At 67.2% G+C, this 25909-nt stretch carries 17 protein-coding genes and 2 pseudogenes; 8 read left to right on the top strand and 11 right to left on the bottom strand.

What is annotated here, in order from left to right; all coding sequences use genetic code 11:
* Positions 1 to 153: 153 nt before the first annotated feature.
* Both ACLJO0_RS29440 and ACLJO0_RS29445 read right to left on the bottom strand, forming a co-directional pair.
* Positions 154 to 348, bottom strand: a complete 195-nt coding sequence (locus ACLJO0_RS29440) for a hypothetical protein (RefSeq protein ID WP_410581914.1) — start codon at positions 346 to 348, stop codon at positions 154 to 156.
* A 313-nt stretch (positions 349 to 661) separates the two neighbouring features.
* Complete coding sequence (locus tag ACLJO0_RS29445; protein WP_410581916.1) at positions 662 to 9043, bottom strand: SpvB/TcaC N-terminal domain-containing protein; 8382 nt, start codon at positions 9041 to 9043, stop codon at positions 662 to 664.
* Between the two features lie 644 nt (positions 9044 to 9687).
* On the opposite strand from ACLJO0_RS29445, the gene ACLJO0_RS29450 reads away from it, so the two are divergent.
* Positions 9688 to 10758 (top strand): family 43 glycosylhydrolase, encoded by a 1071-nt coding sequence (locus ACLJO0_RS29450; protein WP_410581918.1) that lies wholly within the window; start codon positions 9688 to 9690, stop codon positions 10756 to 10758.
* Between the two features lie 277 nt (positions 10759 to 11035).
* On the opposite strand, the gene ACLJO0_RS29455 is transcribed toward ACLJO0_RS29450, so the two are convergent.
* The gene (locus ACLJO0_RS29455) at positions 11036 to 11503 is read right to left on the bottom strand and encodes a MarR family winged helix-turn-helix transcriptional regulator (RefSeq protein ID WP_410581920.1); all 468 of its coding nucleotides are present in this window, start codon (positions 11501 to 11503) and stop codon (positions 11036 to 11038) included.
* 30 nt (positions 11504 to 11533) lie between these two features.
* Between ACLJO0_RS29455 and ACLJO0_RS29460 the strand changes: the two genes are divergently transcribed.
* Complete coding sequence (locus ACLJO0_RS29460) at positions 11534 to 12613, top strand: GNAT family N-acetyltransferase (RefSeq protein ID WP_410581922.1); 1080 nt, start codon at positions 11534 to 11536, stop codon at positions 12611 to 12613.
* 824 nt (positions 12614 to 13437) lie between these two features.
* On the opposite strand, the gene ACLJO0_RS29465 is transcribed toward ACLJO0_RS29460, so the two are convergent.
* On the bottom strand, positions 13438 to 13650 hold the full coding sequence (locus ACLJO0_RS29465; RefSeq protein ID WP_410581923.1) for a hypothetical protein: 213 nt from the start codon (positions 13648 to 13650) through the stop codon (positions 13438 to 13440).
* Positions 13651 to 13692: 42 nt separating this feature from the next.
* On the opposite strand from ACLJO0_RS29465, the pseudogene ACLJO0_RS29470 reads away from it, so the two are divergent.
* Together ACLJO0_RS29470 and ACLJO0_RS29475 are read left to right on the top strand one after the other, a co-directional pair.
* Positions 13693 to 14257 (top strand): annotated as a pseudogene (locus ACLJO0_RS29470) (aminotransferase class III-fold pyridoxal phosphate-dependent enzyme); the annotation flags it as partial.
* 417 nt (positions 14258 to 14674) lie between these two features.
* On the top strand, positions 14675 to 15430 hold the full coding sequence (locus ACLJO0_RS29475; protein ID WP_410581924.1) for a TY-Chap domain-containing protein: 756 nt from the start codon (positions 14675 to 14677) through the stop codon (positions 15428 to 15430).
* Positions 15431 to 15576: 146 nt separating this feature from the next.
* Here ACLJO0_RS29475 and ACLJO0_RS29480 read toward each other — a convergent pair whose 3' ends face one another.
* Both ACLJO0_RS29480 and ACLJO0_RS29485 read right to left on the bottom strand, forming a co-directional pair.
* Positions 15577 to 16464, bottom strand: coding sequence for a CU044_5270 family protein (locus ACLJO0_RS29480; RefSeq protein ID WP_410581925.1), 888 nt, complete (start codon positions 16462 to 16464; stop codon positions 15577 to 15579).
* Complete coding sequence (locus ACLJO0_RS29485) at positions 16457 to 17029, bottom strand: RNA polymerase sigma factor (RefSeq protein ID WP_410581927.1); 573 nt, start codon at positions 17027 to 17029, stop codon at positions 16457 to 16459. The genes ACLJO0_RS29480 and ACLJO0_RS29485 overlap by 8 nt, the downstream gene beginning before the upstream one ends.
* A 399-nt stretch (positions 17030 to 17428) precedes the next feature.
* On the opposite strand from ACLJO0_RS29485, the gene ACLJO0_RS29490 reads away from it, so the two are divergent.
* The gene (locus ACLJO0_RS29490; protein WP_410581928.1) at positions 17429 to 18001 is read left to right on the top strand and encodes a MepB family protein; all 573 of its coding nucleotides are present in this window, start codon (positions 17429 to 17431) and stop codon (positions 17999 to 18001) included.
* 282 nt (positions 18002 to 18283) lie between these two features.
* Here the strand turns inward: ACLJO0_RS29490 and ACLJO0_RS29495 are convergent, their stop codons facing one another.
* Entirely contained in the window at positions 18284 to 18745 is a 462-nt protein-coding gene (locus ACLJO0_RS29495) for a MarR family winged helix-turn-helix transcriptional regulator (protein ID WP_199749225.1), read from the bottom strand.
* Between the two features lie 96 nt (positions 18746 to 18841).
* Between ACLJO0_RS29495 and ACLJO0_RS29500 the strand changes: the two are divergent.
* From ACLJO0_RS29500 to ACLJO0_RS29510, 3 genes and pseudogenes are all read left to right on the top strand, one after another.
* Positions 18842 to 18928, top strand: a pseudogene (locus tag ACLJO0_RS29500) (twin-arginine translocation signal domain-containing protein); the annotation flags it as partial.
* A 244-nt stretch (positions 18929 to 19172) separates the two neighbouring features.
* Positions 19173 to 20417 carry an amidohydrolase family protein gene (locus ACLJO0_RS29505; protein WP_410581930.1) on the top strand — a complete coding sequence of 415 codons (1245 nt, stop codon included), beginning with the start codon at positions 19173 to 19175 and terminating at the stop codon, positions 20415 to 20417.
* A 257-nt stretch (positions 20418 to 20674) separates the two neighbouring features.
* Positions 20675 to 20989 (top strand): hypothetical protein, encoded by a 315-nt coding sequence (locus tag ACLJO0_RS29510; RefSeq protein ID WP_410581932.1) that lies wholly within the window; start codon positions 20675 to 20677, stop codon positions 20987 to 20989.
* Positions 20990 to 21377: 388 nt separating this feature from the next.
* On the opposite strand, the gene ACLJO0_RS29515 is transcribed toward ACLJO0_RS29510, so the two are convergent.
* From ACLJO0_RS29515 to ACLJO0_RS29530, 4 genes are all read right to left on the bottom strand, one after another.
* Positions 21378 to 22172: a hypothetical protein gene (locus ACLJO0_RS29515; protein ID WP_410581934.1), complete on the bottom strand. Its 795-nt coding sequence runs from the start codon at positions 22170 to 22172 to the stop codon at positions 21378 to 21380.
* A gap of 280 nt (positions 22173 to 22452) precedes the next feature.
* Positions 22453 to 23751: an NAD(P)/FAD-dependent oxidoreductase gene (locus tag ACLJO0_RS29520; protein ID WP_410581935.1), complete on the bottom strand. Its 1299-nt coding sequence runs from the start codon at positions 23749 to 23751 to the stop codon at positions 22453 to 22455.
* On the bottom strand, positions 23741 to 24595 hold the full coding sequence (locus ACLJO0_RS29525; protein WP_410581937.1) for an alpha/beta hydrolase: 855 nt from the start codon (positions 24593 to 24595) through the stop codon (positions 23741 to 23743). Before ACLJO0_RS29525 ends, ACLJO0_RS29520 begins: the two co-directional genes overlap by 11 nt.
* The gene (locus tag ACLJO0_RS29530; RefSeq protein ID WP_410581938.1) at positions 24592 to 25818 is read right to left on the bottom strand and encodes an amidohydrolase family protein; all 1227 of its coding nucleotides are present in this window, start codon (positions 25816 to 25818) and stop codon (positions 24592 to 24594) included. Before ACLJO0_RS29530 ends, ACLJO0_RS29525 begins: the two co-directional genes overlap by 4 nt.
* Positions 25819 to 25909 lie beyond the last annotated feature (91 nt).

Below are 25909 nucleotides of genomic sequence, written 5' to 3' on the forward strand. Positions count from 1 at the left end.
GAACGTCCGTAGTCCCCATTGCCCTACCGAGAAAGATGCGGCGGAAGCCGTCGATGGGCGGCCAGGTATCGGAACGTTCGAAAAGCACGCCGGCGAATGCCTCGTTGCTCTCAAACAGGTCGATGCCGTCGACCTTTCGTGCACCGTCCTCGTTCAGCGCGCACCATGGCTATTCCTGCCCCTTCTCGCACGACCGATGGCCTTGTCGGTGCAGCCGGATACGATGCGGCTCCTGCGGAACCAGGAGGAAAGATGACAGGTCGCACCGACATTGACGCGCTGCTGCGCATCATGCCCAACGATCACGGCGCCGACGAGCGCGTTGACTGGGCAGCGGTCGAGGCTCACCTGGGTACCTCCCTGCCCAGCGACTACCAGGCCTTTATGGCCGTCTACGGCGGCGGAGCCGTCGACACTCTGGTCATCCTTCCGCCTCTGTCCACCGGCGACAGCTGGTCGGGATCGATCTCCGAGCACACCGAGCTCGCTGACTCAGCAAATGATGGCGGAGTCACCGCAACGACAGCCGAGGGCCGTGAAGGGCTCCTTGAGGGACTCTGGGTCCCTCAAGGAGCCCTTCACGGCAACCTGGACGCCACTCGCCACGACCCCGGCCCAACGCGGTACCGGCAGAGAGGCGCCGGTGCCTCACCTATCCGGATCACGAGGGCGGGACATGGAAGGTTCGCGGGCTGGACCTTCCGATGACATCGAAATTCTGCGCCCACCCGGCGCGATGCAGATCATTCAGATCGGATGGCTGCCGCCACGGGCGCCAGCCGGTCGATTCCCAGTTGTAGTAGTCGTAGATGCTCACCTGATAGGTGATGTCGTAGCCGCCGTCGCTGGTCGGCGTGACGACACCGCTGATCTGGAAGTCGAACGTGCCGAGCGCGGCATACCAGTCCGGGTTGGACTTGTAGTCCGCTCGATAATTGTTCGTGTAGCCGGTTTCGAAGGCAAAGGACTCTCGATGACCGGACGGAAAACCACTCCACACCTCCATGGCCGCCCCGAGTGCCACGCTCTCGACCTTGGCTTGGAATCCGTCGATCTGTTTCAGCATCGTGTCGACATTGACGGTGTAATCACTCCCGGAATTGCCGAGGAAGTGCGTCAACATGTCGGCCGCGATCACCGCCGTTTGACCGGCCGCCCCGGCTCCTGTCAGCGCTTGCGCCCTGAGTGTTTGCAGCGTCGATTTCTCCAGCAAGCTGGGCTTCCACGTGTCGTAGTTCTTCGGCCCCGATCCGTCCTTGTTGGCGTTCTCATGGTTCGTCGTCGGCCTCGGCGGCGGCGACGGCATGGCCGGTCGAGGCTCCCTGCCATCGGGGTCGGTCAAGATCACCGGGTTGTTGTGGGTGTAGGTGTAGACGGCGAGGTTACGTGAATCGGTGATACCTCCCGCGGTCTTGGAACCCGACATGAATTCGGCGAGGGCGGGATCGGTGCCTGCCCAAAGTTGGGTTCGGGGGTTGTAGTAGCGGGCGCCGTGGTAGTAAAGGCCGGTCTCGTCGTCCAATTCCTTCCCGGTGTACTTGTACGGAGTACCACCGCGACCGGCTTGTTCCTCCACCCAGGTTTCCCCGAACGGCATGTACTCGAGATGTTCGGTGACGGTGCCCTGGTTGTCGGTGACGTAGCCGGACGAGCCGAGGTGGTCGGCGTGGAAGAAGGACTGGGCGTTCTCGACGCCCTCGGCCGCGACGGTCTTGGTGGTGAGGCGGTTGTCGCCGATGAAGATGTGCTTGTAGCCGGTCCCGTCCCGTTCGCTGTAGCCGCGGTTGGGATAGAGGGATCGACCGTCACCGTTCTTGATGACGCGTTCACCGGCGGCGTCGTAGGTGTAGGTGACGGCCGCGCCGGTGCAGCCCGCCGGCGTCTGGGGAACCGCCGTGGTGGCGTCGTCGGAGTTGCAGGCGAGGCGGTTTTCCTCGTCCCACACGTACTGGCGTCGTTTTCCGCCCGCCGCGGTGTTCACCGTGTCGGTGAGATTGCCGTTCGCGTCGTAGGCCTGGGTGATCGGGCCGACCTTGCTCGGCGCGTGCGGTTTCCCGCTCCCGTAGTCGTACCGGTAGTCGTAGCTGGTCTTGTCCTGGACCTCGGCCGGGTTGGCCGGATCCTCGACCGGCTCGATCGGGCCGGACCACATCGGGCCCGACGACGCAGGGCTTCCCCCGCCGCCTCCGACCGGCGACGCCGTGCCCTGGTTCAGCGATGCCTTCTCCACCCCTGCCGGGGCGGGGATGCCGGTGATCTCGTGGTGCTGGGTCTTGGTGGTGGTGTTGTGGACGGAGTCATATCCCAGCGCCAAAGAGTACTTGTCCTGCTGGTCGTTCTTGGTGGTGTACTGACCGTTGGCGCTGGTGAGCCGGTAGAGGTCGTCATAGCCGTAGGTCTGGCTGCTCGGGCCGCCGATCGTTCCGTTCCCCGGTACCTCGTTGGCCAGCTTCGTGATGTTGCCGACCTTGTCGTAGGTGTAGCCGAGATTCTGGAATTCGGTGCCGCCCGGCGCTTTCGACTCCAACGTGGCGAGCCTGCGGTCGGCCTGGTCGTAGGTGTAGGTGGTACGCACCCCGTTACCGGCCTCCTGCACGACCTTCTGGCCGAACTTGTCGTAGTCGAGCCGGTTGAGATACGTGTAGCCGGTGCCGTTCTTGGTGCCGGTGGCGCGAACGACTTGACCACCGCTGTCGTAGGTGTAGGTGAGGACCTCGGTGTCCGGATAGGTCATCTGCAGGACACGGTTGAACGCGTCGAAGCGCCACTGGGTGGTGTAAGCGCGGTCCGCCTGTCCGGCGATCTTGATGGTGCGGGTCTCGCGGACGGTTTCCCCGAGCGGGCCGAAGCCGCGCGTGACGGTGCCCGCCGCGTCGCGGATCTCGGTGACCCGGCCCGCGGCGTTGTCGGGGGCGCCTGGTCCGCCGTGGGTGTAGGTGACGTTGTTGGCCGGGAAGGTCGGATAACGGACCGCTTTGAGGCGATTGTGGTCGTAGTCGTACTCGACCTGCTTGGCCGCCGCCTTCAGGTTCGCGGTCGTCTTCGCCGTCGTGTTCCCCGCCAGGTCGTAGCGGGTCTCGGTGCGACCGGCGTCAGGGCTGTCCAGGACGATGCGGCGGCCGAGGGTGTCGTACTCGGACCGGATGGTGTTGTTCTTGTCGTCCACCACGGTGGTGAGCTGACCGAACGGATCGTGGCCGTAGCCGGTCCAGATCACCGGCTGCCCGCCGGCCGGATTGAACTCCTTCACCGCGGTCGTCAGTTCGCGGACGTCCTGGTAGGTGCGCTTCTGTTTGCCGTTGCCGTCGGTGACCGTCGTCTCGAACCGGGTCGCGCCGGCCCGGTCGGGTCCGAATCCGTAGGCCGTGGTGCTGGTGACCTCATCCGGCTCGACCGTCTTGACCGGCCGGTCCAGCACGTCGAACGACACGCGCGTCGGTGTCACCGTGTCGAAAGCGGTGTTGAAGGTGCTGTTTCCGTCGGATTTGGGTTCGGTGACCGGGTGGTACTGCTCCACCGCCCGCCCGGCGAAGTCGAACTTGATGCGCCCGGACACGGTCATGACCTGTTCCGGTTCGTCACCGGGCTTCTCCGCGACAGTGGCGTCCTTCTTCGTCTGCAGGACACGCTTGAGGCCGTCGGCGAAGGTCACGGTGTCGATGGTGTCCTCGCGCACGCCGGCGGCGTCGCGGTCGAGGTGCCGGGTGGTGGCGTAGGGGACGGCGGCTTCGGGGTGGTAGTCGAAGTCGATCGTGGCCTTGCCGGACCCGATCTCGTACGGCCCGGTGACGGTGTCGAGCCGCCCGACGCTGTCGTAGCCGCGCAGTACCTGTTGGCCGTTCTGGTCGGTGGTGCGCTCCGGCTGTCCGTACTTCAGGTTGTGGGTCGCGCCCGATCGCAGCCCGAAACTGTCCACGATGGACTCGATGTGGACGCCGACGACGGTGTCGTAGCCGTACTCCAGCCGGTAGCGCTGACCGGTCCGGTTGGCGGGCTTGGTGACCGCTTTCAGGTTGCCGTCCTGGTGGTACTCCATGTCGGTGTCGGCCGAAACGCCGTCGGTGAGGTACTGGCGGATCTGCCGCATCGCCCCGGATCTGCAGTCCACTGTGGATTCACTGCGCCGCGACACCGCGTCGCCTGCCGTACCGCGTTGCTTGACCAGGTTGGCGACACCGACGATGTTGCGGTCCCGGCAGGCCGGGTCGGACACGCTGTAGCCGTAGGTGGTTTCCACGTCGTCGGCGGCGCCGTCATCGGCCGCGTCGAACGACCGGATCAGGTTCCCGTACTCGTCGTAGGACATCTCGACATGGGTGGACTTACCGGGTTCGGCGGCGCCTTCGTAGAAGTGCTTGTCCACTCTGGTCAGTTGCGGGAACACACTGGCCGGTTTCGCCGCGCCCCCGCCGTCGGTGGTGTCGCGGAGCCGGTGGGTGTTGACGGTTTCGGTGAGCGGCCGTCCGGCGCCGTCGGCGGTCAGGGTGCGGGCGAGCAACCCGGCCGTGTACGGGCCGTCGGTGCGGTACTCGTCGGTGGTCGAGCGATAGAGCGCGTCGGCCGCGCCGGGGTCGCGCTGCTCGGTGACGACCTTGCCGAAGCCGTGGAATGCGCGTTCGAGCCGGTCGTACTTGCCGTGTTCGTAGCGGTAGGTGGTGAGCTGGGTGTCGGCTCCGTCGCCGGGATGGCCGTCGGACACCGCGGTACGGGACAGGACCCAGCGGGATTCGGGCATGGCCTGGGTGTTGCCGGTGCGGGTGTAGTCCAGATCGACGCGCCCGCCCATCGGCCGCGTCACCGTACGGAGCAGGTTGGTGCGGCCTGTCTGGTTGGACGCGACGAGCAATTCGTTGTCACGGGTGGATTTGACGTGGTCTGCCAGCCCGTCGCCGTTGACGTCACGGAGGCCGACCTCGCTGCGGCCGATGCCGGTGGAGGCGTCGGCGCCGGGATTGAACACCAGGAAGCCGCCGAAGGGCATCGGGAAGCCGAAGGTGAAGTAGGCACCGCCGGCGAGGTTGGCGTTCTTGTCGACCGCGACCTCGCTGAACCCGCCGCGGAACGGCGCGGGCGCGGCGAAACCGCTACCGGTGTTGACCGCCACGGAGATCGGTTGCCCGGCATCGCCGGCGAACACGCGGTCGGCCAGGCCGTCCCCGTTGACGTCGGCCATGCCGGCCTTGGTCGTCGTCGCGCCCAGCGTCGCCGACACGCCACCCGCGAAGCCGTAGTTGTCGAGGTTGACCCCGAGGTTGACCCCGACGTTCCCGGTCTGGGCGGTGTTGACCGCGCCCGCGGGCCACGGCTCCGGTTCGGCGAACGAGTAACCCAGGTTCAGCGCGACCTTGCCGTCGGCGTGGACCTTGTCGGGCAGGCCGTCACCGTTGATGTCGAGCAGATCCCGCAACGTCGCCGACTCACCACCACCGACGCTGCCGCCGATTCCCAGCGCGGGCATCTCCAACCCCGCCCTGGCCGTGGTCGAAGCGGCGTCCGCTTCAGGCGCGTCGGTACCGCGAGCGGTGCCCATCGTCCGCGCGGGGCTGCCCGCACCCGCGGACACGGACACCGCGACCGAGTTCGTGTCACGCACGGTCCCGTTCAGCGACCCCCGGGTCCCGCCGAGCCCACCGGTCATGTCGGAGTACTGGATCCCGCTGCTTCCCACGACGTCGGGGAACCTGTCCCCGTTGAGATCGAGGAAGTCGACACCGCCGGCGGTGATACCGCCCGCCAGGCTGCCGCCGACCGGGCCGGCGCCGAGTGTGGTGGAGACCTGCACGGTCATCCCCCGGCGCGGCACACCTTTCGCCCCGGCCACGTCGGCGTCGGAGACGACGTCGATGGTGTCCATGCCGTACCGGGAACTGGCGGTGGTGCCGGGCCCGACCCAGGTGTTCTCGTCCGCGCCCGCCCATCTGCCCTCGGCGGGCATCGGGACGAGCACCGCGAGCCTGGGCATGGTCACCTTCGGATCCGCCTTGAACCCGGGCACGTCCTCCTCTTTGGGCGCCTCGGGCAGGGAGTCACGGAAGCTCTCGTCCAGCACCAGATCGGTTTCCACGATCGGCTTGGCCGCCCGATCACCCTGAGCCTGGTAACCGATCACTCCCCACCCGCGGTATGGCTGGGCGAACGCGCCCGGCGTCGCGGACGCGGACACCGTGGCGGACGTCTGCGGCAGGAAGAACGGGTTGAACCCGACCATCGCCGACGCGTTCATCAGCGTGGGCGCCTTCTCCTCTTGCGTGGCGAAGTCGAAGAACAGTTCATCGCCCTGGGTGACCTGCACTGTCATGCGCGGCGGCGTCGGCTTGGGGGTCAGTCCCCCGGGAATCTCGATGACCTGCTTGCCCAGCAACTGGCCGCCGCGCTTCTTGATCGTGAACACGAATGTGTGCTTGTCCGTATCCATGATCATCGGGGTGATGAACGGCTGCACGAACAGCTGACCGGTCTGGCCCGCCGTCCAAGCCTTCTGCGGGGTGGCGCCATTCGACAGCGGATACATGTCGAGGTCGTACGGCGGGTTGATCACGATCGTCGGCTTACCGTTCTCGTCGACAACCGTCTCCACCCCTTCGGCCTGGGTGTAGTGCGCCTGGGGCACCCACTTCAGCGCGCTCGGATCGATCGCGGAATCCGCCCGCAAGCGCCACGACAAGCTGTCCTTCGCCGTCACCGGAACGCTCACGTCGATCGGGGTGGTACCGGTCGAGGAGGCCGGCAACTTCGTGTTGAGGACGTCCTTGCCGTTGCGGGTGATCACCACGCTCACGTCGTCGGAGGTCACCTTGTCCTTGACCACATCACCGGTCAGCTTCAAGGTTCCGGTCACCGGCGCGGTGACCTGCGACTGCCGTCCGGAAAGGGTGAAGTCCTTGGAAGCGGAGAACACGGAGTTGCTCAACCCGTTGACATCGGTACTCGCGCCCCCGGCGTAGGTGATCGTCGGGTCCCACGCGACGGTGTCGTACATCCCGTCCAAAATGGACTGTGTGCGGAAGTAGATCGCGTCGCCCTTGCGCACTCCGATCGCGCTGACCCCCGTCGGCGCGAACTCCATATGGTCGTCCGGGCCGATCCGCTGCGACCACAACTCGGTGCCCTTGTGCTGGATCGTCACTCGCACCCCGTCGGCCTTCTGATAGGCGGCACGCTGCGGTGACGTGTCCTTTTCCAACCGGACCCGCCCGTCGACGCGCACTGTCCCGTCGAACGGCGCGACCCACCGGCGCACGCTGTCCAGCAACGGCGCGGTGTCCACCGCCCGGTCGAACGCCGCCCGCTGGTCGCCGACGAACTCACCCGACGCCACTCCCCCGCCAACCGGGACCGAGGTCTGCCTGCTGTCCTCGCTGTAGGCCGGCTGACCGTTCGAGTCCAGATACCCGAACAACACACCGCCGTTGTTGACCAGGTCGGTGATCCCGTCACCGTTGACGTCGGAGAAGTAGCGGTCCGACGTGGTGATCGTGGAAACCAGATCCAGCTGGGCCGCGACCCCGGCGAAGGCCTCCACGCCGATCGTGCCGGACAACGTCGACTCCGAGGAGATGGCGGGCAGCCCCGGCAGTTTGAGCGCGGTGTCACCGAAGCGCGGTTGCCCGCCCGGTGCGGCCAGATTCGGCCGGTACCACACCTCGCCGCCCTTGCGGAACACCTTGTCGGGCAGGTTGTCGCCGTTGACGTCGGCCAGCGCGAGCAGCCCGTCGGAGACACCGGCGTTGGCACCGATCTTCACTCCGGCCGAGCCCGATTTGATCGGCGCGACCGGGTTGTAGCCCGTGTACAGGTGCCCGCCCGCGCTCACCGACGTACTCGCCGACAACGCGGACGCCTCCCCCTCGCGCACGTTCACCCCGAGGTCGTCATCGGCGACCGCCCATTTCGCGGCCTCGGCGAATCCGCGGTAATTGCCGTCCTTGTCGCGGACATCGTCGAAGTAGTCCATGGAGTGCGTGGCGAAAAGGCGGTTGTCCTCACCGAACTGCGAGATCGACGCGAGCAGTGTCTTGGCGAACGCACCAGTCCGGTAATTCAGCTCGTAGGCGCGTACCAGCTGGTCGTCCAGCTTCACCTCGACCCGCCGCAGCAGGTCGGCGGTCACCTTCTTGAAGCCGCCGCGGGCGTCGATCTGCACATCCGCGCGGCGCGGCTCGCCCCGGTCCCTGTCGCGCAGGAACGTCACCGAGTATCTGCCTTCGACGTCGCCATGGCCGGTGTAGGTGATCCGCTGCGGATACAGGTTGCCGCCCGGCACCTTCGATTCCGCGGTCCCGCCGTCGTTCACCTTGGCGTGGCGGTAACGCATGACGTTGTCGTGGGTGTCACGGACCTCGCGTACCGCCCAGGTGGCGATGCGGCCCGCCTTGTCGGTCAACGTCGTATCGGCGGTCCCGCCGAGCAGCATGCGGGTGCCCGCCTTGTCGGTGACCTCCCACGAGTAACCGGCAGGGTTGTCGCCATGGCGCACGATCCGGTCGAACCGGCTTTCCACGCGGGCGTGGAACACCTTCTCCGCCGTCCGCTTCTGCAACTCGCCCCGATGCGCGACGGGGGTGAGCTGCTCACCGTTCAGGACATAGGTCTCGGTCTCCAGGCCGGCGTCATACCGCGGCACACCCCAGCGGGTGTCCACCGTGATGGACGGCAGGGCGACGTCCCATCCGACACCCAGCCAGCCGTTCGCACCTCCGGAGCCGTACTTGACCTCGAGCTTCGGCTCCAGGCCCGCTCTCCCCTTGGGCACCTCCAGCGGATACGACAACCGGGCATCGCCCATGGCGTTCGCCGCCGGTGGCCCGATCAGGTTCACCCCGGCCCCCGGATCAGCCGCTTTGATGTCCTTGATCTGGTTCGGATCGAAGGCCGTCCCCTCCGGATGTTCCGGAGCCGTCAACGCCCCGCCCTCGCCCGAGGCCCGCACCGACGCGGGCGGGCCCGCGCTCGGGACCGCCATCGCCACCAACGCCAGGAACAACGCCACCACCATGGCTTTGTGGCGATGACGAACAGGACGAGCCCACGCGAAGGCAGACATGCCCTCGACCCCCTCTGGATCCATGAATTCGGCTGTCGGGTCCCGGCGAAGAACAACGATTTCTGTTGCGCACGGGATAGAGCGGTGACGCATTCGGCCGAACTGCTCCATTCGGATCAGCTCGCGATTCCTGCGAAAAGACAAGACAATCGATCTCGGGCGACGCTATCGGCAGCCCATTAAATTCTGATGAAACGCCTGTCCATCGTCGTGAATTAAGAACAGAGGTGACGGACTATCCGATCAGTTGGGAAAAGACCGTCCGGTTCGAGGCGCCTGACGTGAGTCAAAAGTCCGTGAGGGCCTCCTTCCCTACCCTGAGAGTAGGGAAGGAGGCCCTCACGGACACTCCAGACCAACCGCCGTGGCGAAGGTGGCCGGTGCGGCGCGGCAGGTCGAACGGCACCACCGATAGGCCGTACGGGCGCATCGACCGGCAGTTTCGGCGCTTTCAGTCGCGTTGGCGATGGGGGTCACATAGTTTGCAACTGGCGCACTTGTCCGTCCACAAGTAACCGGGGAGAGCAGCCGGTCACCCGGTGAATCGTGCTCGGCATCGCAGCGGCAGGGCTTGCCGCCTCGACCGTGGGTGGCCGGGTGCTCCTCCTGACCGACCCCACTCCTTGCCCAGTAAGGGATTCAGCATGCGCAAGTGGACCAGATTACTTGTGGCGGGCGTGCTCGCCGTGACCGCCACAACCGCTGTCATGGCGGTCAATACGGCCGGTGCGGCCGACGGTGTCTCAACCGCGGCCGCCGAGTCGACGTTCCCACTCGCCGACCCGGACACCGTCCAGGCGAAGGACGGCACGTACGTCACTTACGGCACCACGGTCGGCGCCGGTGTCGGTGCCCGGTGCGGCGTGACCGGCAAACTGTTCGTGCCGGTGCTCGCGCACGGCTCCGGCAACACCGTCGGCGTGGGCACCTGCGCGTCGGCCGATGCACTGCCCAACGGGCCCGGTAGCTGGGCTGAGGGCAACGTCTGGGCGCCCGGCGTCGTCCGCTTCGGCGACACCTACTTCATGTACTACACCGCGTCCAAGCGGGGCAGCGGCCAGAAATGCCTCGGCCGCGCCGTCTCGGGCAGTGCACGGGGGCCGTTCACCAACCCCGTCGAGTGGGCGTGCCCGGGCAGCGGCCGCTGGGCCATCGACGCGAACCCGTTCGTCTCGGGCAGCGCCATGTACGTCGCCTACCGGGACGACGCGATCACCTCGTACCCGGAGACCGGCATCTCGGTCGTGCGCACCCATTCCAACGGCATGGCGGACTGGGCCACCCGCCGGGACGCGTTGAAGAGCACCGACATCGGCTGGGAGACCACCCGGATGAGCGGCGGCACGCACGTGATCGAGAACCCGTCGATGTTCAAATCCGCCGACGGTTACTGGTACCTGGCCTACTCCGGCAACAACTGGGACAGTGCACGGTATTCGACCGGCATCGCCAGGTGCGGCACCGGCCCGATCCCGTCGACGCGCTGCACACCACGGCAGAACGGGGCCGAGCGGCCGTACTTCGGGTACACCGGAACCGGGGGCCTCAACCCATACCGCGGCCTGCCCGGCAACCACCCCGGCCCAGGCGGGATGGACTTCTTCCAGGCGGCCAACGGCCAGTACCACGCGGTTTACCACTGGTGGAACGGCAGCAGCCGGTTCCCGATCGTGGCGACGGTCCTCCGCAACGACGGCGGCTTCTACCTCACTTAAGCACCACTGATCCGGACGTCTCGCCCGAGCATGTCGTGAACGGCGCGTTCATCGCGCCCACCAACAGGAACGCGCCGTTCACCCACATCGGCCTGCTCGGGAGCGGTCGCCCGTCGTGCGTTTGCGACGTTTCCTTTGGCGGGTCGGGTGACGGCGGCCACCGTGGCGGCGCGTGGGCGGAGCAGGCCCGCGTACTCGACGACGCCGCCGAGCGGGCGTCGCGAGCGCGTTGCCGGTTAATGGGCCTGCAGGCGCTGTTCCGGGCAGTGAGACACTCCTAGCTCTTCCCGGGCGTGTTGTTCGCCTCGTCCAGTCGGCGCGCGATGTCCTCCAGAGTGTTCAGGTGGTCAGGGGTGAGGTGGTCCATGAAGTGGTGCCGGACGGAGGCGAGGTGCGCGGGCGCCGCCTCTTCCAACACGGTGAGACCATGGTCGGTCAGCGTCAGCAGGCAGCCCCGGCCGTCTTCCGGGTCCGGGGAGCGGCGCAGCAGCCCGCGCGTCTCCATTCTCGTCGCGTGCCGGGAAAGCCTGCTGCGCGACCAGCCCATCTTGTCCGCCTGCTCCCCCAGGCTGCTGGTGTTCCCCGGTCGCTCCGAGAGCGTGCTGAGTACCTCGTAGTCGGCCTCGGACAGACCCCGTTCAGCCAGGTCGCGGGCTGTTCCGGTCTTGACCGCGACCGTGATCCGGAGGAAAGCCCGCCATGCCCGTTCTTCATCGGCGGTGAGCCAGCGCACTGTCGTTGACATGTAAACAACCTAGCATCTAGGTTCGTTTCCATGTCAACGAAATCGACGCGGGTCCTCGTCCTGACGTGCAGCACCCGACCCGGGGCGCTGGGCCCGGTAGTGACGCGGTGGTGGCTCGACACGGTCGCCGAGCGGGCCACGGAGCCGGGCGCCGAGCTGGTGCCGGTGGCGCTCGGCGACCTCGCCCTGCCCTTCCTCGACGAAGAGGAGCACGCGTCCTCCGGGATCTACCGGCAGGAGCACACCAGGCGGTGGAGCGCGCTCGTCGACTCGGTGGACGCGATCGTCGCGGTCATGCCGGAATACAACTTCGGCATGCCGGCGACGCTGAAGAACGCACTGGACTATCTGAGCGCCGAATGGGCGTGGAAGCCGATCGGGTTCGTCAGCTACGGCAACACCTCGGCGGGCACGCGAGCGGTGCAGCACGCCAAGCAGATCGTGACCACGCTGCGGCTGGTCCCCCTCGGGGCCACCGTCGCGATCCGCATCGGCGAGGCGGTGACGGCGGGCCGACTGCGGGCGGACGCATCCCGGGACGAGGCGGGCGTCGCCCTGTTCGACGAACTCGTCCGTGTCGCCAACGCGCTGCGGCCGCTGCGCGAGCGGCTGCGCGACACGACGTCCGCAGGCCCGCTCGCGGGATCCTACGTGCGACGGCTGACCCCGGACGATGCCGAAGAAGTGGCCGTACTGCAGCGATGCTGCTGGGTGGACGAGGCCCTGCTCAACGACACCCTCGACATCCCGGCCCTGCACGAGTCTCTCGACGAGGTGCGAGAGTGGCTCGCCGACTGGCACGTCACAGGCGTGTGGCTCGACGCGCGGCTGCTGGGGATGGTGCGGGCGCGTGCCGTCGACGGTGACTGGCATATCGGCAGGCTCGCCGTGGTGCCCGATCTGCGCGGCCGGGGACTCGGCCGCTGGCTGCTGCGCGGCGCCGAGTCCGTCGCGGGCGCGGACACGCGGCGGGTCCTGATGTTCACCGGCGCCAAAAGCACGCGCAACGTCGAGCTCTACGAAAGTGAGGGCTACCGCCGGATTCCGGCGGCCGGACCGGAAGGGACCGTATGCCTCACCAAAGCGATGCCGCGGGAGGGATCACGGTGATCGACGCCTTGCCGGACGATGACGGCCATCCGGGTGCGCTGCTCGACTACACCACAGCCGGTCGGCTACGGGATAACGCCGTCTCGTTGTGACGGCAGGGTGTATCCGGGTCGCCGCGCGAGAAGAGCTGCACGCGGTCACGATGCGGGGCGGTGGCCGCCGAATCGGGACAGTGCTGCCCCATGCCCCGTGAGAGCTACCCGGATCGTCCGCTCGCAGGTGATTCGCCGGCGTCGGCGCGCTTCTGGCGTTTCCAGTGCGTCGCCCAACCGTGCGGCCGTGGTTCTTCTGGAGGTCACTATGCACACGAGCTCGATCGCACCTGCGGATCACCAGCCAGGGCGAGCGGGCCGCATCTTGCGGTTTCCGCTCGTCTGGACGCTTGTCGGTGTCGGCGGGGTGTCGGCACTGTCCTCGGGTGGGTCGCCGGTGCCGGCGGTCGTGGGTGCGATCGCCGCGGCTGCCGTCTACTGGGCGGTGATGCGCTACGTCGCGCGGCGAAACACGCCGGAGATCGCGAGGGCACGGGCCGGGATCCTGGCGTTGCTCGGCATCGGGCTTGGCTTCATGTTCATCGCGTACAAGCAGTCGTCCTCGCCTACCGGATCGGCCCGGTATCCACCACGGACTGAAACGATCGGACCTCGCTTCCGCCGCGAGTCGTCCATCCAGTCACGCGAAACCGCCACCATCGCCCCGGCAGCACAGCCCGGCAACCTCCGGTCCGCCGTGATCGAAACGTCGCCGAGGCGGATCGCCCGCCCGAGCGGATGCGGACCGTCGGCACCTGAACCCGTTCCCGGCTCGGGCACCGAGCCGGAACTTCAGTCATGGGCGACCCGCCGCAGCAAGTCGAGCAGGGTGCGCCGTTCCGCCGCGCTGAGGTTGCCGAGCAGTTCCTCGTCGATCGCCTTCGCCAGCGAACGCAGCTCGGCGAGCCGGGTATGCCCCGCCTCGGTGGCCACGATGCGACGGCTGCGCCGGTCAGCGGGGTGGGGTTCACGGCGGACCAGCCCGGACCTCGCCAGGTCGTCCACGATGGACACCACGGCACTCGGGTCGATGCCGAGCAGTTCGCCGATGTCGGGGCCGAGCGCTACGGCTACGCCCCGGACATGATCACCACCGCCAAAGGCCTGACCTCCGGTTACGCCCCACTCGGCGCGGTGCTGATCAGCGACCGCCTCGCCGAGCCCTTCCACCGAGGCGACGCGACGTTCATGCACGGCTCCACCTACGGCGGCTACCCGGTTTCCTGTGCGGTGGCCTTGGCCAATCTCGACCTCATCGAACGCGAGGGCCTGCTGGACCACGTCCGGCGCGGCGAATCCGTCTTCAGGTCCACTTTGGACAAGCTGCGGGATCTGCCGATCGTCGGCGATGTCCGCGGCGCCGGTTTCTTCTACGGCATCGAACTGGTGAAGGACAAAGGAACCAGGGAAACCTTCACATCAGAGGAGTCGGAACGCATCCTGCGCGGCCACGTCTCCGCCGCCCTGTTCGACTCGGGCCTGTACTGCCGTGCCGACGACCGGGCCGAATCGGCCATCCAGCTCGCCCGCCGCTGATCTGTGACCGGCCGAGTTCGACGAGATGGAGCAGATCCTCCGCGACGCCCTCACCAGCGCCTGGTCGTTATTGTGACCGTTCGGATCACGCGGCAGGGCCGACGAGGGCGAGCCCATAGCCCACACTGAATCGGAACCGTCGCCCAGCTTGTCCAAAGTGGACGCAGCCAGGTGGAGCGCGGCCAGGTCGCCGGCCACATCGCGCCGGTCAGCAAGAACCTCGTCGGCGGCTCGGCGGGCGCGGGCGCAGCCTCGGCAGGCTCCTTCAGTTTCCACCCGCCGCGACGGGCGGACGCCTCCATCTCGGCGACGACGTTTTCGGCCTCGACCAGGCTCCCTGATGCACCAGATGCCGGGGCGGCTCCGGCATCGAGCTTGGCGGTGACGCACTAGGGTCTTTGACGACCCGGCCGGCACCGGGGCGGGTGCTTCGACAAGGTCACCTCTCCGAGCCGGTTCGCCCCGAACTGCCCGACCGAGGAAGAGTTGACCCGTGAGCATCCCGGAAGGCCCGAACTGGGCCGAATTCGCCGTGAACCTTGGCGAACTGCTGTACGAGTTGCCGCCGACGGCGAAACTGATCATGCACGCGGAGGGCAACCGCTTCGTTCAGTTCTCGGCGGAGCAGGACCCGCAGCACCCCGACCTCGTCACCGATATCTACGCGGGACTGGTGAGCAACGAGTTCATCGACAAGCGGTGGCGAATGTCGCCCGCCGACCACGAGAACCTGGTCGCGGCCGGATGGACGCCGCCCTCCGATGGCCTTCCTGAATGGAACAGGAGCATCTTCGCGGGCGGTCCGGAAGGCTGCACCGAACTGGCACGGCAGGTCACCACCGCGCTACAGACCGCGCTGCGAGTCGCGCGGCCGGCCGACCTGGTGGTCGACGGCTGGGTCGACCGGTCCGACCGTGCCCTCACCCTGACCGGATTGGGACTGGGGCCGGGAAAGATCAGCGAGAGCAACGCCCGCGCCATGGTCCACTACCACCTTCGACGGGAACAGCTCGGCGGCTCGACCAAGGGGATCAAGGCCGTCCGGATGGACACCGGCTGGGTGCTGCACTACCCGCCGGGCACCCCGGCCCCCGGCGAACCGGACGACTTCGGCGACCGGAACTTCTACGTCTCCGACGACCACCTCATCGAACGCCGCCCCCTGAACGCGGTTCCCGCCGCGTTCCAGGCAGACTTCGAACAGCGCTACCGAACCCGCAACGGCCTCCGCCTTGATGCCGGTTTTTGAGAAGAAGGTCAAAGATGTCGTGTTCGTGGGTGAGGCTGGTGGTGGTCTGGCCCGGCGTGAGGGGGTCGTGAGTGGCGACGTCGACTCATGCGCACCCGGGGCGCGGAAATGGCCGGGAGCGGGACACGCTCCCGGCCACCGATCCGCTACGCGGGCAGGGTGTCAGTCCACTCGGCGTTGATCTTGACGCCGGCGGGGTTCGCCACCTTGTACACCGCCCCGTCCATGGTGACGAAGACCGACGTTCCGTTCACCCGTCCGGTCGCCGGATCGACGACGAGCCGCTCCCCCGTTGGCAGCAACAGGCCATGCCCGCCCGGCACCGTGCCGAGGTTTTCGACACCTGGATGGTTGGCGATCGCTCGGAAGGCCGCGGCCCGCACCTCCGGCGTGGCAGGCAGTGTGGACACCAGTGAGATCAACGACTGGAAGCTGGCTTGTTCCCGGTCGCTCGCGGTGAACTCGCCCGCGCTCGTCCTGGCGTCGCTGCGCTCGTGGGCCTCGGCGATCCAGGCCTTCAACGCGTCCGGGTCCGTCGGCAGGGCACGCAACTGCTCGAGCGTCAGATCGACTGCGACCAGCGAGAACGGGGTGGCCGAATTCGCCTTCAACGGCATGACCTTGCCGCCCGTCTTCGCCCCCCGCATCCACAACTGACCGTCCGGCTTGATCCAGTACTCGTAGTCAGTCGAAGCGGCAGCGCCGTCCGCCTCGGCCACCTTCACGTGCCAGTAGGTACCAGTGCCCTCGGGGGAACGCTCAGCGGCGGTGGCGGCCGCGAGCAGGATCTCCTGCCCACTGAACGTTTGTACCGGCGGACCGTCGACCGGTGCGGCAGGCATGACCGCGATCGCCACGGCGGCGGCCGCGGCCGCCGCCGTGAGCCCGGCCCCCGCGACCAGCCATCCGGTCCGCCGCCGGGCGGCCCGGCCACCGCGAATCCGGTTCTGGAGCTGGTGCCGACTGCGGTCGACCACGTCCTGGGACGGCTCCTCCGGGGTCAGCGCGGCGCGAAGCGTCTGCAGGTCATTCATCGAGTGCCTCCGGGGTGAGAACGAAGTTGAGCTTCTTGCGTGCACGGTTGAGCCGGGAACCCACCGTGCCGGAGGAGATACCGAGCGCCGCGGCCACTTCCTCGTACCCGAGCTGGCCGAGCGCCACGAGCAGCAACACGTCCCGTTCCCCGGCGGACAGCCGCGACAGCGCGTTCGCGAGTTGAGGAAGCAGCCGCCGGGCGGCCACCGACGCGACCACCCTGCTCTCGTGCCCCTCGACCACTGGTGCGACGCTCACCCGTGCCAGCGCCCGATAGTGGCGAGCCTCCCGGCGGCGGTGCCTGGACACCAGATTCGTGGCGATGCCGAACAGCCAGACCCGCACATCACCACGTTCGGCGTCGTACGTGCCGCGCCGGTCGAACGCGACGAGGAACGTCTCCGCGGCGATGTCCTCCGCGGTTTGGGCGTCCAGCCGGCCTGCCACATATCGATAGATGGCCGCGAAGTAGCGATCGTGCACTTCGGTGAACAGTTCCGGGTCCCGCGGCAACCGGGCGGCCAGGTCGGCCTCGGTCACCTGGTCACCCGTTCTCGCTGTCATAGGTCCGCCTCTGACATGTGGATCCTTCCCGTCGACTGTCAGCTTTCACCACCACTTCGCCGTCGGCCGGTTTCTTCTTCCCACCCAGCTGTACCGTGCCGCCCGCTGACCCGGCACAAACGACATCGACGTTCGCTCGGCAACGCACCGGCGATGGCCGACTTCGGGCGCATCAAGGCGACCGGTGCGGCAGCGCCGGCGGGTGACCTTCGCCCGTCACAGGACCGCGATGCTCGGCGGCAGCTCCACGCTTCGCGCACCAGCCGGGGCCTTGACCCGGCCCTTCTTCACCCTGCCGTCACCGCGGCAGACGTGCCGCAGGCTCGATGTCACGATACGGGGGGCTGTCTCGAATTCGTTCTCAAGCCAAGGAGTGTGCTCTTGACGGATCTTCCAGGTGTGACGATCGACGAGACCGGCGACGGCGCCGCTCATCGATGGGCCACCGATCCGGCACTCGGCGGCGTTCCTGTTCAACTGGTCGAGTCGGTTCGTGAAGTGTTCGAAGATTCAGGACTCGCGGTGACTCGTCCCGCCGTCCGGGAAGTCGAGAGTGCGGAATACGGCGCATGCCGACTTGCTGTCGACGATCGAAGTATCGCGTTCCGTGTCGCCAAAACAACGCCTACCAAGGTCGGACAGTTCGTGACGATTTGGACGAGAGCCGACCCGGACAGTGAGATCGCACCGTTCGATACCACTGACTCGATCAGCTCGATCGTCATCGCGGCCTTCACCAAGGATCATCGCGGGCTCTTCATATTCAACAGCCGGGAACTGGTGCGTCGCGGCATCATGTCGGTCGAAGGGAAAGGGGGTAAACGTGCGATGAGGGTCTACGCGCCTTGGGTTCAGGTGGAGTCCAAACAGGCGGTTCGAACAAAGCGATGGCAAGTCGAACGGTTTGTTCAGATACAACCCAGGATTCCGTTCACCCCGGATCTACTGCGACAGCTTCTGCAGGAGGATTAAGTCCATTCCGTCGCGCGTGGAGGACGGCTTGCCAGCGGGCTTCGATCTCCGTCTGTGAGGTGAGGGGGCGGAGGTCGGGATCGAACATCGACCCGAACTCGTGCAGGGTGGTCTTCCATGGGATCCCCACCGCGTGATCCAGGATCCGCATGAGGGTCAGCGGAGACAGCCGGAACGTTTCGTGTGCTCGGAGGAACTCGATCAGCTCGACGAGGTCGCATCCACGCTGGACCATCCGGTCGACCGCGCCTGCTACGGAATCCACGTGCCCGGCCTACGCCGCTAGACGGGCGGCTGGTCCGCTCGCAGGTTCTCGAGGATAGTGGTGGCGATGTCGGCGAACTGGTCGAGTTCTTCAGGCGTGAGCCGGTCGATGACAAGGCGCCGGACCTCCTGGGCGTGACTGGGCGCGGCTTGCTTGAGCGCGGTGAGGCCTTTCGCCGTGATCACCGCCTCCATGCCGCGCGAGCCGCATCGTTCCCGCGTGACCAAGCCTCGCTTGCACATCCGGGTGAGCTGGTGGTGCATGCGGCTCTTCTCCCAGCCGGCCACCCGGCCGAGCTCGTAGGCGCGCATCCGCCCATCCGGCGCCTCGGACAGCAACGCGAGCACGGTGTAATCGGCGTTGGACAGGCCACTGCTGGCCTGGAGCTGCTGCTCGATGCGTGTCCGCAGCAGCTCCAGCATCTGAAAGGACACCCGCCACGCGCGGAGTTCGTGTCCGGTCAATCCCTGCTGCTTCATGGCGTCACTATATCCCGCGAGTTGACAAATCAACTCCCCGGCGTAGCCTTCGGTTGACACATCAACTCACTGCCATTCCACGCAGGAAGGCAAACCATGACCGAACGACGTGACGATGGTGAGCGGATCGCTCCGCGAACCGGGCGGCGCGACTTTCTGAAGACGGCCACGGTGGCCGCGGGAACGAGCTTGTTCACGGCAGGCCCGGCCGCCGCTGCCGAGGCACATGCCGGTGGACGGCCGCCGAAGGACAGCGGGCAGCGGGGACGCAGCTACGTCATCCGTGGCGGCGCGGTGATGTCCATGGACCCGAACGTCGGCAACTTCGCGTCCGCCGACGTTCTGGTCGAGGGCAGCAAGATCGTCGAGATCCGGCCAGGCATCCACGCCCCGCACTCCGGCGTGATCGACGCGCGGGGGGCGCATCGTGCTGCCGGGCTTCGTCGACACGCACCACCACCTGTTCGAGACCGCGGAGCGTGCGTTTCTCGCCAACGGTCTGCTCCTCGACGATCACTCGGGCTCGCCGAGCGCGTACCCGAACTACGGTGAGCACATCCTGCGGGGTTTCGCGCAGGCCTACCGGCCGGAAGACGTCTACATCAACTCGTTGTTCGCAGGGCTTTCGCAGCTCGACACCGGTGTCACGACGGTGCTGGACGTGTCGCAGATCCACCACTCTCCAGAGCACACCGATGCGGCGATCCAGGCGCTTGTCGACACCGGGCGGCGTTCGGCGTTCGGGTTCTTCGAGGGCGACGGCCGCACGGGAGCCCGGTATCCACAGGACGCCTACCGCATCAAGGACCGGTGGTTCTCCTCGAGCGACCAACTGGTGAGCATGGTCATGGGCGGGGAGCTCCACCTCGGCCGTCAGGTGTACACCCGCGCCTGGGCGATCGCCCGCGAGCTAGGTCTCAAGATCGCCGCGCACTCCGTCGGCTCGTGGGGCATGCGGCCGGTCTTCGACGACCTCGCCCAGGGCGCCGCCGGGGTCGAGGTGGGGCCTGACAACCTGTTCATCCACATGACCGGCATGTCCGACCAGACCTGGCTACGGTTGCGGGACGCCGGCGCGCAGGTCTCGCTGGCCTTCCCGATCGAGATGAGCATGCGGCACGGCACGCCGCCCATCCTCAAGATGCAGCAACTCGGCATGGAGCCCTCACTGAGCTCCGACGTCGAGACGACGATGGCCGCGGACCCGTTCACACAGATGCGCTCCGCGATGACCATGCAGCGCATGATCGTCAATCAGATGATCCTGGACCAAGGCGACCTCGTACCGCCGAACAACTGGCCGAAGCCGGCCTCGGGCACGCCCGACCTGCTCACCGTCCGCGATGTGCTGCGATACGCGACCGTCAATGGTGCCAAGCACCTCAGACTCGACGGCAAGACCGGCACCCTGACGCCCGGCAAGGAAGCCGACCTCGTCCTGCTCGACGCCACCGCACTCAACGTGGCCCCGCTCAACAGCGTGCCGGGAGCGATCGTGTCGCTGATGGACCGCACCAACGTCGAGACGGTGATCGTCGCCGGCAAGGTGCGCAAGTGGAAAGGGCAGCTGCTCGACGCGGACCTGGCCCGGTTGCGCCGGGCACTCGAAACGTCCCGCGATCACCTCTTCGCGGCGATGAACCTCACGCAGGACCTGTTCGCCTGGAGCTGAGAAGCCATCGCAATGAGGCATTGGCTCCGGTGTGGTGTTCAGTGCGATCGAGCACCGAAATGTCTGGCGATCGCCGTTCAGCGGCACGCCAAATGTCGTAAACGTCTGCGAAAAAAAGAGAAAACAAAGCCTTCGGGAACCGGGTCGGTGTCTGTGCGTGCCGGTCGACGATGAGTCGTTTCAGGAAACTGCGGCGCCGGCGCGGCGAGCACTGCCATGATCTAGCCGACATCGGACACCGAATCCAGGGAGTTTCCATGATGAACCGGACAACCAGGCTCTTGGGCGTGGGCGCGCTCCTCATCGCAGGCGCCGCTGTCGCGGCACCGGGGGTAGCGACCGCCGCGCCCACCGGGTGCTCGTCGCAGTACATCACGAACGGGACCGGCGCGGAGGCCACGTGCACCGGCGGCACCGGTACCTTCCGGATCAGAATCGACTGCCGCAAGCCGGGACAATCCAACACCTACCCGCGCACCGGGATCTGGGCGCACCCGGGACTGCAGAAGAGCACCATCTGGTGCTACTCCGGCGACCTGGCGTCCGGCAAGACCATCAACTACAACACCTGAGCGCGCAGGATCGGTATCCGCTCCCGGCGAAAAGCGTGTTTCCGCCGGGAGCGGCCGGTTATTGAGGGGTAAGGCAAACGTGTCGTGTCTCGGGCGAGACGGCTCTGAGCGACCCGACACCGCACTCGCGTGCTCAGACCCGGATCTCGCGTGTTTACAGACGTAACTCGCGTGTTCAGAGACGGAACTCCCGAGTGCGGCATCCAGACACGCGAGTGACGTCCTCAAGCACGCGAGTTACGTCCCTAAGCACGCGAGTCACGCCTTCACGACCGGCCACCGAGTCCACAGCCGTCCCCACGCCACGACACGTTCGACTTACCCCTCAATAGCAGGGCTTCTCCGCGCTGGCGAAAGCGGGCCACAGGGCAGGTGGAGCGATATTCCGTCAGTCGTGGCGCTTCTCGCGTGTCTCGGCCGCCGACACCGCCGCCGCGCGAGCGTCGTCCGCCGCGCCCAGACCGCTGAGGAGCTCGGCGTACTCGTCGAGGGCGTCGGCGAGATCGAGGTGGGCGAGGAACTTTCCGGCGCGAACGCGAGCGCGTTCCCAGTCGAGCGAGGATTCGAAATCAGCGCGGGCCTCGACCTCCCGGCCCAGCGCCGCGTGCGCCCGCGCCCGGAGCCGCAACCACGAAGGCAAACCACTGGGACCCTCCGCCGGATTCTCGCCCTTCCGGTGCGCGGCGTCGACGAGCTCCTCGGCAAGCGCGAGAGCCCCGGCGTGGTCCCCGACCCTGAGGCGAAGCTCCGCAAGACGCGTTCGCGCATGCGCGAGCTCGCTGCTTGCCGACTCAGTGCGCAAAAGGTCAAGACACTCGGACGCGAAGACGATGCTCTCCTCGAGCCGCTGCTCCGCTTCGAGCTGCATGGAGTAGTTGTTCAGGGTGGTACCGAGCAGGTCCCGTCGCGCAGGATCCTCGGCTGCCCCCGCCCGCGCATACGCGATGATCGCGCGCGTCGCGTCCTCGCTGTCCGTCTTCAGCCGCGCGTTCGCGGGAACACGCTCGACATCCCGCTGCGCCATACGCAGCCGCATCACCCACAAGCCCGGATCCTCATCGAACCCCGCCCGCGCCATCGCCAGCACAGCGGCGAGATCAGCTACAACCTCGTGGCCATCTCCGCCCTCGACACGCCTCCGTAGCGTGCTGTGCAGCGCATCGAACTCCGTCACCGCGCTCAACGCCACCTCGTTCCCCCCACACACAATGCGCAACGACAATACCCGCCGGTGTCGTGGTGCGACTCCGCACCGAGGTGGACCGCTTCAACCGGATCCGCGCTTACCGAGCCCTTTTGGAGCCACCGCCAACGGGACGTCGTCCTCGGAATCATCGAAACCGATCTCGCCGCAAATGAGCCAACGCGGGCCTATCGGATGCGGCCACGTCCATCGCCGCGTTCCGAGGAAAACCCGGCACCGGGGTTGGCCATCACGCCGCGACCCTACCGGCAGGAGACGCTCAGCCCAGCACCGTGCCCGAGTTCGCGGTGTTCCGGCTGCGCTTACGAGAGAACGCACCCAGGTCGATCTCCAGGCCGGTGTGCGGGGCCCGGAACCGGACGGGCGACGCGTCGTGGTCGACGCCGTTCTCCACCTGGTCGATCAGCTCCGTCATCAGCTGCCCCACGACCGGCGCGTTCTTGAACTGGTTGCCGCTCGTTCCGATCGCGAGGTAAAAACCATCGAGTTCGGTGCGGTCGTAGATCGGAGTCCAATCGTCGGCGACGTCATAGACGCCCACCACGCCACGCGCCCGGTTGGGCACCGCCAGGTCGGGCAAGCGCCGCGCGGCCCGCGTCACCTGAGCCTCGAAGACCGCGGCCGTCGGGTGGATGTCGACGGCGTCGGGGTCGTCGGTCCACTGCATCGGATCACACTCCGGTTCCGTTCCGCCGACGAGCAGGCCCGCTCCTCCTTCACCGCGGAAATAAGTGCCCAGATCCATGTCCGCCACCACTGGCCCCGCATAGCCCTCCGAAACCGGCACGTGCGCAACTTCCTGCCTCATCGGGCGCACACCGACCGTGAAGTCGGAACCCACCCCGGCCAGCCGATTCACCGCGCCCGACCACGGACCGGCCGCGTTGACCACGACGGCACAGGGAATCCGGGTGCCGTCCGACAGTCGCACCGACGTCACGCGCCCGCCGGCCTTCTCCACCGCTGTCACCGTGCTGCGAAAGCGGAACTTCGCCCCACACGACGAGGCCGCGGAGGCGAGGTTCACGGCGGCGAGGCCCGGGTCCGAGACGTAACCGGCATCCGGGGTGTACACGCCGCCGAGCGAGTGTTTCGCGTCCTCCCAGAAGTCCTCGTCGTCGAGCCGCTTCGGCGGCCAATAGCGACCGGCGTCGATACCTGGAACGCGCTCGGCCAAGGTCGCGCTGTCCCATTCCTCGTAGGGAACACCGATCGCATCGAACAACGGAAGCCACGACGTACGCGGGGCCGCCTCGACGTCCAGCATGACCAGCCCACTCTTGCGGAACGTCGCGAGGTCGCCGACATCGTGCCCGAGGTGGCCGGCCCAGTCGAGCCAGCCGAAATGCGCCTCCCACGCCGTCGCCACCCCGGCGGTGGTGGAGAAGTTGAACCGAACGATCGCACTCGATGCCGAGGTCGACCCCTGTCCGGCTCCTGGGGCTCGATCGAGCACGAGCACCCGGTGCCCCGCCCGCGCGAGCTCAAGGGCGATCGACGAACCGATCACCCCTGCCCCGATCACGACCACATCGGCATTCGGGCGCTTACCGGGCACGGCTGGTCCTGAGGTAACTGAGGAACGACGCCTGCAGGCCGGTCACGTGCGTTTCGCGCAGGACCGCGCTGGTGACGGCCGCGCCGCGAGCGGTCAAGCGGTGCAGGACGGTGGCCGCGCTCTTCGTGAGGTTCTGGTAGACGGCCAGGTCTCCCAGAAGCTCTCGGTCGTTGATGGTCAGGTGAAGCTTGGCGGCAGGCAGACTGTCGCCCATTTCGTCGAGCAGCGCGAAGACCTGACTGTCTTCACTGACGACACCGGGGCTGCCCGCTCCGATGCTTTCGAAGAGAGTGCTTCCGGTGAGCCAGGTGTAGAGACTGAAGAGTCCGCCGTAGGAGTAGCCGAAGAGGCCGTGACCGCTGGCGGCCGTACCGTAATCGCGTTCGATCCGCGGGTGCAGTTCCGCGGTGAGGAAGCCCAGGAACGCATCGGCGCGGGTGTCGCGCAATTCGGCGAGGTAGGCGTCGGATTCTTCGCGTGTCCTCGCGCCCGCTCGAACTCCCATCTCCACGGCGTCGATGAGCTCCTTGGCGATGGGCTCGCCGGGTGGCACGAGGTCCCTGTTGCGCAGCCGATCCCAGTGCTGTGCGTCCTCGCCCGCGTAGCCGACGCTGACCTGGATGTAGGGCTGTATCTGTTGCATGGGGTCCGCCTGGGTGACGATGAGCGGAGCCGTCAGGCCCACGGCCCAGTTGCCGTCGAGCACGTACACGGCAGGCGCTTGCGTCGTGGCGGGGTCGTAACCCGGCGGTGTGGTGACCCAGACGCCGTAGTCGTGCCCTCCGCTGGAGCGCAGCTCGAAATAGTCGGTGTCGGCGAGGCAGCCCTGCCATATCGTGCTCATCGAAGGTCCTTCACAACTCGGCCGGCCTTGAGAACGAGGACGGCATTGGCGGGATCAGCGAACAGCTCCGGGTCTTCCACCGGGTTGCCGTTCCACAACACGAGGTCAGCCTGCGCGCCGGGAGCGATGACCCCGATTTGGCCGGACAGGCCGAGGATCTCGGCGTTGGTCTTGGTGGCTGCCACGAGGGCTTCCATCGGCGTCTCGAGCTCTGCGCGCAACCTGAGCTCTTCGCCTCGGCGGCTCTGGGCCGGGCCGATGAGATCGGAACCCAGCCCGATCCGCACCCCGGCCTCCTTGGCGACAGCGAGCGCTTCGGCCATCCGCTCACGAACACCCAGCACCCGATCGCGGGTCGACTCGCCGAGGCCGGCTCCGGCGGTGTCGTGCAGCAGTTGCTCGACGACGGCGAACGTGGGCACGAGGGCGACGTCGCGAGTGGCCATCAGGGCGGCCGTGGACTCGTCGAGGTCGGTGCCGTGCTCGACACAGCGCGCCCCGGCCTCGACCGCGTTCCGGATGCCGTCGCTGTTGTGGGCGTGAACCGTCACGTAGGTGCCCCGGGCCGCGGCTTCCTGGACGGCGACGGCGATCTCCTCGACGGTGAACTGGGTGTCGGTCAGCCGGTCGTGGGCGCCGACCACTCCGCCGGTCACGCAGAGCTTCAGGAAGGAGGCTCCGCGACGGAAGGCCTCGCGCACGTTGGCCCGCAGCTCGTCCGCGTTGCCGGACATCGTCGACAGGGCGCACAGACCGGGTAGGTGGTGGCTGCTCCACAGCTCGGTGGGTTCCCAGTCGGCTCCGTAGTAGCCGTGCCCACCGATCTGGCACTGAACCGGTCCGCACGACAGGACACGTGGCCCCCTGACCTTGCCCTTCGCGATCGTCGTGACGAGTCCGCCGTCGACCCCGCCGGTGTCGCGAACGGTCGTGAAGCCGGCATCGAGCGTCGCACCGGCCGTGGCGAAGATGTCCGCCGCGATCTCGGCGGCGCTTATCCCAAACGAGAACTGCGGCCCGATCGGGCTCGACAGGCCCAAGTGGACGTGAGCGTCGATCAGGCCGGGCGTCATCGTCAGCCCGTCGGCGTCAAGGCGTTCGCCGCGTGCGCCGGCTGCCCCGACCTGGGTGATATGCCCGTCTTCGATGCCGACGTCGACGTTGACCGGGTCGCGACCCGATCCGTCGACGACCGCCGCGCCGACTACCTGAACACGTCCCACGAGTCGTTCCCTCCACCGTTGCGAGCCGACTGCGACCATGTGCGAGGCGACACGGCGTCATCAGTGCTTCTTTTCCAATGGATAAACTGTG

This window comes from Amycolatopsis sp. lyj-108 (assembly GCF_046549005.1).
Lineage (GTDB): Bacteria > Actinomycetota > Actinomycetes > Mycobacteriales > Pseudonocardiaceae > Amycolatopsis.